Raw genomic sequence first — 11,728 nt, forward strand, 5'->3', positions numbered from 1 at the left:
AGCATTTATTTAGCTCAAATTGCTTAAATGCACATAAAAATAAGCCTAAATATATTTAAACCTCATTAAGGTTTAGATCATTTAGGCTTAGATCATTTTCACTGTAAATATATTGCTTAACGACCGATCATTCCGCGTGCCACAATTTCTTTCATAATCTCATTGGTGCCACCATAGATGCGTTGGATTCGTGCATCGGTGAAAAAGCGTGAAATCGGGTATTCGGTCATATAACCATAACCGCCAAACAGTTGCAGTAAACTATCTGCCACTTTCATTTGCATGTCACTGCTAAAGGCTTTCAGTGCGGCCGCTGTTTCCACATCAAGTTTATCCTGTTTATACAGAGTCAAATTTCGCTCATAAAAGGCAGCCGTTGCCAGTTCATCAATTTTTGCCTGTGCCAGCACAAAACGCGTATTTTGAAATTGGCCAATCGCTTGACCAAAAGCTTGCCGTTCTTGCACATAGTGTTTAGTAATATCAATCGCACCACGTATCGCACCCAATGCGGTTGCCGCAATCGCCGTACGTTCACGTGGGAGTTCTTGCATTAAATAAGCAAAGCCTTGGCCTGCTTGACCAAGCAGTTGATCTGCTGGCACTTTAACGTTGTCATAAAATAATTCAGAAGTATCTTGTGAATGTAGACCGATTTTATCTAAGTTAGTGCCTTTTTTAAAACCATCCAAATGCGTGTCGACCAACAACAACGATACGCCTTTGGCTCGTGCCTGCGGATCAGTTTTTACTGCCAACACCACCAAATCGGCATGTTGACCATTTGAAATAAAAGTCTTTGAACCATTTAGGAGATAATGATCACCTTGTAAAATTGCACTACTGCGCATGGCTTGTAAATCAGATCCAGCGCCTGGTTCAGTCATGCCAATGGCACCGACGACTTCGCCTGTAACCATTTTAGGCAACCAATATTGTTTTTGTGCTTCATTGGCGATATGCAGAATATAAGGGGCGGCAATGTCAGAGTGACAAGAAATGGCCGTAGAAAGTGCAGCAAAGCCTGCCCGCGCAGATTCCTCAATTAACATGAGAGAATATTCAACCGCTACACCATAGCCCCCATAGGCTTCGGGAACATCGACACATAAAAAGCCATTTTCACCTAAGCGGCTCCAAATCTCACGCGGCATAATGCCATCACGTTCCCAGGCTGCATAATCTGGTGCAATATGTTCATTCATAAAACGTTTAAAGTTATCGCGAAACAGTTCTAAATCTGCATCATAAGCCAACATTTTCTCTCATCCTTGCGGTTATTGTTTTTCATCTCAATACGCAGACTAATCATTTTAGTGGCCGCTGTCATGTGATTAAACTGCACGGTCCAGTCCAACAATTTAGATCAGAGTGCCCATTAAGCTTAGGCTATTTATAAACCATTGTAATCTGCTTAAACACTCAGGTCGAAAGCCGTACTAGCACTTAATTCGATTTTTTAAAGAGACCGTTTCAAGCCGTCAGTGCGACAATAAAAAACCCCAAAGTGCGGCAGCGACTTTGGGGTTTCTAATCAAATCAAAACCAATACACATCAAGTTTAAGCATATTAACTCTGCAAGGTTTGATTCGATGTTTCCAACATTTTACGATCCACTTCCTCTGGATTGTTTAATGCTTCATGCAATTTTTCGCTATCTAACTCACCAACCCACTTAGCAACCACAATGGTGGCCAAGGTATTCCCCACCAAGTTAGTCAAAGCACGTGCCTCAGACATAAAGCGGTCGATCCCCAAGATTAGAGCAAGACCTGCCACAGGAATGGTTCCAACGGCTGATAACGTCGCAGCCAATACAATAAAACCAGACCCTGTCACACCAGCAGCCCCTTTAGATGACACCAACAACACCGCAAGTAAGGTAATTTGATGCCAGATATCCAATTGAATATTAGTGGCTTGCGCAATAAAAATGGCTGCCATCGTCAAATAAATCGAGGTGCCATCCAAGTTAAATGAATAACCGGTTGGAATGACTAAACCGACCACTGATTTTTCACATCCTGCAATCTGTAGTTTTTTCAACATACGTGGCAATACAGACTCAGATGAAGACGTACCCAATACGATCAGCAATTCTTCGCGAATCATACGAATCATTTTTAAAATATTGAAACCACAAATACGGCTGATCGTTCCTAATACAATGAAAACAAACAAGATACAGGTTATGTAGAAGCAAACAATCAGTTGGAACAACTGCGCTAGACTACTAATACCATATTTACCGATAGTAAATGCCATCGCACCAAACGCACCAATCGGTGCAAGTTTCATGATCATATTCACAATATTAAAGAACACATGTGAGATTTGATCAATAAAGTGCAGAACGGGTTTGCCCATTGGCCCTAGACGGTGTAAAGCAAAACCAAATAGAACCGCAAACATCAAGACTTGCAGGATATCACCGTTGGCAAATGCACCAACCACGGTATTGGGAATGATGTTGAGAAAAAAATCAACCAAGCTCTGTGATTCACCAGACTTAACATAGCTATCAATACCAGCGGTTTTCAAGGTTGCTGGATCAATGTTCATACCAGCACCAGGCTGTACAACATTAATCACCACTAGACCAATGATTAAGGCAATGGTAGATACAATTTCAAAATATAACAGCGCAATACCACCGGTTTTTCCAACCGATTTAATGCTTTCCATACCTGCGATCCCGCTGACCACCGTACAGAAAATCACAGGTGCGATAATCATTTTAATGAGACGGATAAAACCATCGCCTAAGGGTTTAAGCTTCTCACCATAACCAGGAATATGTTTCTCTACGCCTTGAATAAATTCAGTGCTGCTTGGGAAGTAATGACCGACCAATATGCCGGCAATAATTGCAACAATCACCTGAAAATACAAGGATTTATATATAGGTTTTTTTTCCATAATCTTTACTTCTATCTAAAAAAGATAGGCGGCATTTTTCATGTCAGCCTTCTAAAAACAAAAAACCGGCATCTCTTGTAACTACAAGAAATAAATATAAAAAATCAATCACTCACTTAACTAAATTATTTATTCAAATCAGTTCGATTTTTGGGAAATATCGAATACTTATAGTTGAGTTAAATTAAACAAAACAACTTGTGTTTCAATTTATCTTAATAAACTTCGAAAAGCGCGACAGTATAATAATAATTCATCGGACATTTCTGATAATTTTGTTAAATCAGTCTAGAAAGTGATCAATACCGCATTAGACATTAGTCGTATACTATTGTTTTGTATTTTGAGCAGATTGATGCGCAGCTTTAAAAGATATTTATGTCATAGTGTAGACATTCTTTTTTATACTTTTTGGCAATGAACACGAACTCTCGTAACCAATATTCAGATTTTGAACATCCTTTTGCGACCTATATTCGCATTATTGGCAAAGGCAAAAATGGCGCCAGATCATTAAGCTATGATGAAGCTTATCAAGCTTTTAGTATGATTTTAAAAGGTGATGTCTTAGAGGTGCAGTTAGGTGCTTTCCTCATGCTGCTGCGCGTGAAAGAAGAATCTGTCGACGAACTTGCAGGCTTTGTTCAAGCCACTAAAGATCAATTGCTGTTTGATCCGATGCCTATAGATCTTGATTGGTCCTCTTATGCTGGTAAACGTAAGCATTTTCCATGGTTTTTATTGGCAGCGCTGACCTTGGCAAAAAATGGTTATCGTATCGTTATGCATGGCGCAGCAGGCCATACCATTAATCGCATCTACACCGAACAAGTTTTGCAATACTTAGGCTATTCTATTTGTCAGAATCAAACCCAAGTACAACGTCAATTACAACTGCATAACTTCGCCTATTTACCACTTGATGTTATTTCACCGATCTTAAGCGACTTGATCGGACTACGAAATGTAATGGGCTTACGCTCCCCAATTCACACGTTGTCTCGTTTAATCAATCCATTTAATGCCAAAGCCACTTTACAAGCCATTTTCCACCCTGCCTACCGCAGTTCACATCAACAAGCAGCATTAAAACTGGGCTATCAAAACAGTGCGGTGATCAAAGGTGAAGGGGGTGAGTTTGAGCGTAATCCAGATGCGCGCACCCTCATTTGTGGCATTCAACAGGGTGAAATGTACGAATATGAACTACCGAAGTTGACAGAAGGTCGCAGCGCAACCGAAGAACAACTTGAGCTTGAAACATTCAAAGCAGTCTGGGAAGGCAAACAAAGTCATGAATATGGGGAAATTGCAGTAACGGAAACCATGGGCATCGCGTTATATACGATGGGAGTTTGCAGCAGCTACGAACAAGCCATGCTTCACGCTAAGCATCTCTGGCAAACTCGATTGGTTTAAGCTGTTAGGGTATCTGCCCCCTAAACAATCCACAAAAAAGGCGCTCTACCTAGCGCCTTTTTTGTGATCCGAGCTGTTTAGACAAATTAGACAAAACGGATCGGGGTGAACTCTGATTCTGGAACGTGATTATCATCATCACAGACTTCTTCTTCCACATGCGTTTTTTTAGATTTATCGATATAGCCAGTACGCTCAGTCGCTGCCACATGCTCATGCTCCCAAGCAATCACAGCTTGCATACAGACTTGACGTTGCTCCGTCGTAAGTGCGGCACCATTCGGCCATTTACCAATTTCCACTGCGGTCTTTAAACGCGCCACTACATCTGCGTCTAACACTGCGAGCATTTGCTGTACGTTCATAATCAATCCTGCTGTTGCAATGAGTCAAAGTCTCGATTCCATCCAAGTTTTGTTCTACACGCCATGTAGAAGTCATAGCCTGGTGGATGTAATAAAGTCAGTTTAAAAGGGTGTTTGCGAATATGTAAGCTATCGCCTACATTTAACGATACGCTGTGCTGTCCATCAGCACTCACCATCGGCATAACCCGATTCTCTCGAATTTGCACTTTAATTTCGCTTTGTCCCCCCACCACAATCGGTCGAGATGACAAGGTATGTGGATGCATCGGAACCAACGCAATTGCATCCATACTCGGATGTAAGATTGGACCTCCGCCAGATAAAGCATACGCAGTTGAGCCTGTTGGCGTAGATACAATCAGGCCATCACTATGCTGTCGATGAACATACTGACCATCGATATACAGATCAAAATCAATCATATGCACAGATTTACCAGAATGTAGCACCACATCATTTAATGCGATCGCATCATAGATCACTTCATTTTTACTGCGAATTTCTAGCTCTAATAGAAAACGACGGTCTAATTGGAATTTTCCATTTAAGACTTGGTCTAATTTATAAATTACATCAGTGGGATTAATGTCAGTCAAAAACCCCAAACGACCACGGTTAACGCCTAACACGGGCGTGTTATATTTAACCAGTGCACGCGCTGCGTGTAATAGAGAACCATCTCCGCCAACAACAATAACTAAATCAACGACCTCACCGAGTAAGTGACGGCTTACGGTTTGAGTATTTTGAAAAGGAACCAGTTCAGCAGTTTCCGCATCCAATACAGGATGTAGACCAAGCCCTAAAAGGTGGTCATGGATAAGACAGAGTGTGTCAACCACGGATGCTTTGTCTGGTCGCCCAATTAAACCAATATTTCGAAATGTTCTTGGTGAAAGGTGCACCTACGACAAACCCCATAATAATTTTGGATATAATAACACTAACCTATGACTTTTAATAAATGCAGCAACCAAATTGCTTGGCTTTGTTGCAACTAATCTGATTATTTCACAGTTTAATGATTGCAAATTAATGAAAAGCTTCGCATGATTGGCTAAAATAAACAGGCTATTATGTATATTTATGAAGTTTCAACGTGGTATCGGCTTAATTGCACTCATTTTTTCGTTGTTGGTCATTGCAGCCGCGATCGCTTTTAGTGTTTATGTCATTCGCTTAGACAATGTCATTCGAGATAAATTTGAAGGAAATCGTTGGGATATTCCCGCAAAAGTATTTGCACGGCCACTCGAAATTTATGCCAATGCGCCCATCATTCAAAAAGACTTAGAACAAGAACTTAAACTACTTGGCTACAAAGAAAGTAATAGTTACGAAAAATCAGGTAATTATGTGGTGCAAAATAATGCCCTCTATATTCATACACGTGGCTTTGACTACGGCAATGAAGTTGATCCTGAACAAGTATTACAAGTCTCTTTTGCCAATGATCAAATTTTGGATGTTCGTGCGACGAAGCCTTCCAATACGGGGATTGCGCGTATTGAACCGTTACTCATCGGTGGTATCTTTCCGCAGCACAACGAAGACCGTGTGCTGATTAAACTCGATAAAGTGCCGAAGCCGCTAATTGAAGCCCTTATTGCAACGGAAGACCGCAACTTCTATCGACATTTTGGTATTTCTTTCCGAGGCACTGCGCGTGCTTTGGTCAGTAATGTCACTGGTGGAAAACGCCAAGGTGGCTCTACCCTCACCCAACAGTTGGTGAAAAACTTTTATCTTAGCCCTGAAAAAACCCTAAAACGTAAAGTGAATGAAGCCTTAATGGCATTGCTGCTCGAATTGCATTACAGCAAAGATGAAATCTTAGAAGCCTATCTCAATGAAGTGAATCTTGGGCAAAATGGCAACTATTCCATTAATGGTTATGGCTTAGCTGCACAGTTTTATTTTGGTATGCCACTACGCGAATTGAATACCGCACAACAGGCTTTTTTAGTTGGTTTGGTTCAAGGCCCAACCCTGCACAATCCTTGGAAAAACCCAGAAAATGCGCTCAATCGACGCAATGTGGTTTTACATAATATGTTGGTGATGGGTTATTTAAACCAAGAACAATATGATGTTGAAAGTGCCCGTCCACTCAATGTCGTGGCAAAACCGACCACAGGACCTTCACGTTTCCCCGACTTCCTTGATATTGTACGTCGTCAACTTAAAACCGAATATCAAGAATCTGATTTAACCAATCAAGGCCTCAGAATCTTCACTACACTCGATCCAATTGCACAAACCAAAGTTCAAACTAGCTTTAGACAATCTGTTGCACAATTGGTCAAAGGCAATCCACGTCGTTTACAAGATTTACAAGGTGCTGTCCTCATCACCCATCCTGAAAATGGTGAATTGGTGGCAGCCGTTGGTTCAACCCAAGACTTCACTGGCTTTAACCGTGCCATCGATGCTAAACGTCAAGTCGGCTCATTACTCAAACCCGTGATTTATCTCACTGCCCTCGAATCAGGTCGTTATACCTGGGCCAGCAAAGTAGATGACAGCCCGATTAGCATTCCGATGACAGGCAATCAATCATGGACACCTAAAAACTATAGTGGTCGTAGTTATGGCGAGGTGCCATTGGTTCAAGCATTGGCCAACTCGTATAATTTATCCGCTGTTCGACTCGGTCAAGAATTTGGGGTTTCAAGCTTCAGTAATCATCTGATCAAATTTGGCGTTACATCTCCAATTCCAAGCTATCCGTCTATTTTCTTGGGTGCCGTCGACATGTCACCGATGGAAGTCATGAATATTTATGGTAACTTCGCGACTGGCGGTTTTAAATACCCTGTCAAATCAATTCGCTCAGTTGTCGATTCTAATGGTCGTTCACTCGATCGTTATAATTTGAACGTGCAACAGACCATTGATCCAACCGCTGCCTACCAATTGAACTACGGTATGCAACAAGTCATGAGTTCAGGAACTGGACGCAGTGCCTACAATACGTTTTCACCGCAGCTCAAATTGGCAGGTAAGTCTGGAACCACCAATGACACCCGCGACTCTTGGTTTGCAGGTTACTCTGGTAATTACACGACAGTGGTTTGGTTAGGCTTAGATGACAACAAAGTGACTGGACTCACTGGTTCAAGTGGTGCTCTACCAGTCTGGATTAATGTAATGAAGCAGTTGCGTCAAAAGCCCGTTAATCTAAAACAAACCGATGATATCCAATGGCATTGGATTGATGTTGCCAGTGGTGAATTGTCAGCTCAAGGTTGTGAAGGCGCGTTATTTATCCCGATCACACGCTTCCATGTGCCAACTCGTGCTACGCCATGTGGTTTCCCACACTATCAGGTTCAGTCTGATTACATTCCTGGCGATGAGAATGATCCATCACAGGACGGTGCTAACGATAGCTTGGGTAATTATATTCGCGAGAGTGAGCGTAATATGGAACAAGATTTCTCCGATGCGCCACAACGTACTCCCTCATCCAACAATCAATTTTGAATCTAAACCATGAAGTTATCTCACGTTTTAATTTTATGTAGTCCTCTGGTCCTGTTGGGCGGGTGTCAACTCACCTCCGCCCCAACAGGAGGCCCAAAGCCGGTTGTACAAAAGCCCGCGACAAAACCCACGACTCCGCAGCAAGTGGCTACACCACCAGGCGTTAAAATTACGCCTTATGAGCAAGCTGAAATTACCAGAGAGCGTCTAGAGGTTGTGGTGCCGAAGCAACAAGTACAACCACAGCACTTTGATGATGGCAGTGCCCTGCCTGCGTTCAAACACCTGATGCAGCAAACTCAGACTGCATTTAAGCAAGGCAAGATGCAGGACGCACAAAATGCGGCCACGCATGCACAGCGCCTAGCGCCACAGTCAGCTGAAAGTTATTTATATTTAGCGATGATTGCCAATCACAATCAACAAGCCAGCAATGCTGAATCTCTCGCACGGCGCGGATTGAGTTATGCACAAAGCAATGCCATGAAAAAACAATTGTGGCAGGTCATTGTGACGGCTGCTCAACAACAGAACAATCAAAAAGTTCTTCAAGAAGCACGGCTTAAATTAAAAGGCCTATAAGCCAACACAACTGCATAAGTCCAGCTCCACACACTTGTGGGGATTTATAGCTCCACTGCTGTACGGTGGAGCCTTAGCCTTTTACGCCATCATGTAAGCCCCCTCCCTTTAACGTTCCACCATAAAGTGGATGGAACGAGGGATTTCTTACAATACTATTTTTCTAGTGGGCTGTTTTAAGTTTGCATTCAAAAGCCACTGATGCCTGCCACCCCATAAGCACCATGCCGCTGTGCCAAGTCCAAGTCATTTGGTTTCAATCCACCGAGAGCAAATATGGGAATATGACATTGCTGCGCAATCTGTTGAAATGCCTGCCAGCCCATCCCGATGGCTTCAGGATGCGATGCAGTCGCCTGTACTGGACTTAATAGCACTGCATCAAATCCCACTGCCTGCGCCTGCTGAATCGCAGCTAAATCGTGACACGCGGCAATACAGCGCTGGCCAAGTGGCAAGTCACCGATCTTGAGTGCCATCAACTGATGCTGCTTAAAATGTACCGCAGTGATGTGCTGACGATGTTGGGGGCTCAATAAATTGTAAATTTCAATATTGACGATCAGCCCTGCCAACTGTGATGCATCAAAATCCTGCAAGACTGTTTCATTCAGCTGCGCAGCAGCAATCCGCCAATACAAGGCTTGATCTGCCCCAAGTTGTGCAAGCGCATCAATATCATCGGAAATTTTAATCTGGGTCGGCCAATTGAGCCGTGCAATGATCTTTTTGTTGGCTGCTGGAAATTTCAAGCTGTGCAGCTGTGACCGCGTATACCACGACCACGGCGTTTTCACCTGCGGCAATGCGCTGTCATCCAATTGAGCATGGAAGATATGTAAATTCAGGGTTAAATCGTCATAACGATGGGTAATCAGATCAAAGGGATGCCAAATCGCAATATCCACGCCAACCTCTTCAAACACTTCACGTCGGCAAGCTGCCAGTGCGGTTTCTCCTGACTCCACTTTACCGCCAGGAAACTCATATTTATTGCCTTGATGCTGATCGCTGGTGCGCCATCCGACCAAAACTTGACCTTGATAAAAGACCAAGCCAATCGCGATATCCAATACTGCTTTCGTCATAATTCAAAAATTCTGTGTATTTTACTTAAGTTTACGCAAAACATTTTTTTTTAGAAATCGTTAAATTTACGTTGACAGGTCTATTCGATAATGATTATCATTTGAATCGATCAACACACCACGGAGTTTTACCATGAACGCACCATTTAGCTTATTTACACGTCACTATGAATCAAACCATTCGTTGCCGATGTTGCATTCAAACAACCTATTTGCATTGGGTCGAGAAATTCGCATTATGCATGCTGGAGAAGAATATCGCTTGCGTCTAACACGTAATAACCGTCTGATTCTGACCAAATAATAAGATCAACAACGGTTATAATAAAAAACGTGGGAACAGCAGTATGAAATCAGCGCATACTGCTTTTTTTTGGCTGAATAAAACTGAATTCGATAATAACCCTACCATTATATATTCAGATTCGGCATGCTGATCACAACGGCTAAACCACCATATTCAGATAATTTAAACTCTATTTTCGCCTGATGTAATTCAACAACTTTCTTGCAAATCGACAGGCCTAAGCCGCTGCCTTGGGTTTTCGTGCCCAAAGCACGATAAAAACGTTCTCCCAATCGCGCCAGTATCTCTGCGTTCATCTGCTGCCCATCGTCTTCAATGCTAAAGATTAACTGCCCATTCAAGTATTGATAATCAATATAGACATGGCCTACGTTTTCACAGTAACGAATCGCGTTATCCAGTAAATTACGAATACAAATAAACAGCAGTTCACGATTGGCCAACAGCATCGGATGAACAGTTTGATTTGAATCAATAGCGATCTGCTGTTGTTGCATTTCAGCTGTGTGTAGCGCTGCCGAGTCATGCACCTCATGCTGTGTTATTCGTAGTTGCTTACTATTGGGAAGTATAAACAACTCAACCTGCTTTTGTTGTGCAGATAATTCTAGCGATTGTACGACTTCATAAATGAGATCATCAAAATCAAAATAGCTTTTAGGGAGCGCCTGTAACTGGGTTGGATCTAGCCGGGCAAGCAACAATAAGTTTTCTAATATTTGGGTACCACGCTCTACATCACGTTGAATCAAGATAAGATCTGCTTCAACTGCACCGAGCTGATTCGCATATTTACGCCGTAGTACTTGTAACCGCATTTGTATCGCAGACAATGGGGAACGCAATTCATGTGATGCATCTGCCGTTAACCGCTGCTCTGTAATCAAGGAGCGCTGCAAACGCTCTAACAGTAAATTCAGTTGTTTGACCATTGGTTGTAATTCGATAAATTCAGCTTGCTGTTGAATTGGCTCCAAATCATCTGCATTTTTTTCTGCAATATCCCGTGACAAACGATGAATCGATCGAAATTGCTTTTTAACAGAAAAATGCAGTAAGCCCCATTGCAACCCCCACAGCAGCAACAAACATAAGCCATACCAAGCAAAATGCTGAAAGAAATCAGAGAAGCGCTCACTTATCGGCTGATAAAGCCGGACGTGTAACTGCCGCTCAGCATCGACAGCCTGATAACTGCGCCAAAGCCCTTGATCGTACCAAATAAAAGCATATTGATCATTTGAGAGAAAGGTCGAATTTTGTTGTAGCTCTAATGGGAAGTTCTCAGATTGCGTCAGCAGCTGTTGCCCAAACTTCAATTGATAGGCGATCTCAAACTCATCACTCAGTTCATCAACCTGTCGCCCACTGCCCGCACTTAAATCTGAGATCAACAACATATCCGAGATCTCATCCATCAAATTATCTTGAGTATCCATATTTTGATAAACAGAAAATGCCAGCAATAAAATCAACCCGACAATGCCCGCAGCAATTGAGCTGAACATGGCCGACTTGACCAGACGTCGTTGTAATGAAATCGCTTGTTTAGACATAA

10 protein-coding genes are annotated in these 11,728 nt (G+C 42.5%); 4 read left to right on the forward strand and 6 right to left on the reverse strand.

Annotation, left to right across the window (positions count from 1 at the left end; all coding sequences use genetic code 11):
- Positions 1-116: 116 nt before the first annotated feature.
- Both FD716_RS10585 and FD716_RS10590 read right to left on the reverse strand, forming a co-directional pair.
- Positions 117-1,259 carry an acyl-CoA dehydrogenase family protein gene (locus FD716_RS10585; protein ID WP_139852310.1) on the reverse strand — a complete coding sequence of 381 codons (1,143 nt, stop codon included), beginning with the start codon at positions 1,257-1,259 and terminating at the stop codon, positions 117-119.
- 311 nt (positions 1,260-1,570) lie between these two features.
- On the reverse strand, positions 1,571-2,920 hold the full coding sequence (locus FD716_RS10590) for a dicarboxylate/amino acid:cation symporter (RefSeq protein ID WP_139852311.1): 1,350 nt from the start codon (positions 2,918-2,920) through the stop codon (positions 1,571-1,573).
- 417 nt (positions 2,921-3,337) lie between these two features.
- On the opposite strand from FD716_RS10590, the gene FD716_RS10595 reads away from it, so the two are divergent.
- Positions 3,338-4,339, forward strand: a complete 1,002-nt coding sequence (locus FD716_RS10595) for a glycosyl transferase family protein (RefSeq protein ID WP_139852312.1) — start codon at positions 3,338-3,340, stop codon at positions 4,337-4,339.
- Positions 4,340-4,425: 86 nt separating this feature from the next.
- Here FD716_RS10595 and FD716_RS10600 read toward each other — a convergent pair whose 3' ends face one another.
- Together FD716_RS10600 and FD716_RS10605 are read right to left on the reverse strand one after the other, a co-directional pair.
- Positions 4,426-4,704, reverse strand: a complete 279-nt coding sequence (locus FD716_RS10600; RefSeq protein WP_139852313.1) for a YeaC family protein — start codon at positions 4,702-4,704, stop codon at positions 4,426-4,428.
- Positions 4,705-4,706: 2 nt separating this feature from the next.
- Complete coding sequence (locus FD716_RS10605; protein WP_139852314.1) at positions 4,707-5,612, reverse strand: NAD(+) kinase; 906 nt, start codon at positions 5,610-5,612, stop codon at positions 4,707-4,709.
- Between the two features lie 181 nt (positions 5,613-5,793).
- Here FD716_RS10605 and mrcB point away from each other — a divergent pair, with 181 nt between their 5' ends.
- Both mrcB and FD716_RS10615 read left to right on the forward strand, forming a co-directional pair.
- Positions 5,794-8,193: a penicillin-binding protein 1B gene (gene mrcB / locus FD716_RS10610; RefSeq protein ID WP_139852315.1), complete on the forward strand. Its 2,400-nt coding sequence runs from the start codon at positions 5,794-5,796 to the stop codon at positions 8,191-8,193.
- Between the two features lie 9 nt (positions 8,194-8,202).
- Positions 8,203-8,775: a tetratricopeptide repeat protein gene (locus tag FD716_RS10615; RefSeq protein ID WP_139852316.1), complete on the forward strand. Its 573-nt coding sequence runs from the start codon at positions 8,203-8,205 to the stop codon at positions 8,773-8,775.
- Between the two features lie 188 nt (positions 8,776-8,963).
- Here the strand turns inward: FD716_RS10615 and FD716_RS10620 are convergent, their stop codons facing one another.
- Entirely contained in the window at positions 8,964-9,863 is a 900-nt protein-coding gene (locus FD716_RS10620; RefSeq protein WP_139852317.1) for an NUDIX domain-containing protein, read from the reverse strand.
- 133 nt (positions 9,864-9,996) lie between these two features.
- Here FD716_RS10620 and hemP point away from each other — a divergent pair, with 133 nt between their 5' ends.
- On the forward strand, positions 9,997-10,167 hold the full coding sequence (gene hemP / locus FD716_RS10625) for a hemin uptake protein HemP (RefSeq protein ID WP_139852318.1): 171 nt from the start codon (positions 9,997-9,999) through the stop codon (positions 10,165-10,167).
- A 107-nt stretch (positions 10,168-10,274) separates the two neighbouring features.
- Here the strand turns inward: hemP and FD716_RS10630 are convergent, their stop codons facing one another.
- Positions 10,275-11,726: a sensor histidine kinase gene (locus FD716_RS10630; RefSeq protein ID WP_139852319.1), complete on the reverse strand. Its 1,452-nt coding sequence runs from the start codon at positions 11,724-11,726 to the stop codon at positions 10,275-10,277.
- Positions 11,727-11,728: the final 2 nt, after the last annotated feature.

The sequence above is a fragment of the Acinetobacter pullicarnis genome (assembly GCF_006352475.1).
In the GTDB taxonomy this organism is placed as follows: Bacteria; Pseudomonadota; Gammaproteobacteria; order Pseudomonadales; family Moraxellaceae; genus Acinetobacter; species Acinetobacter pullicarnis.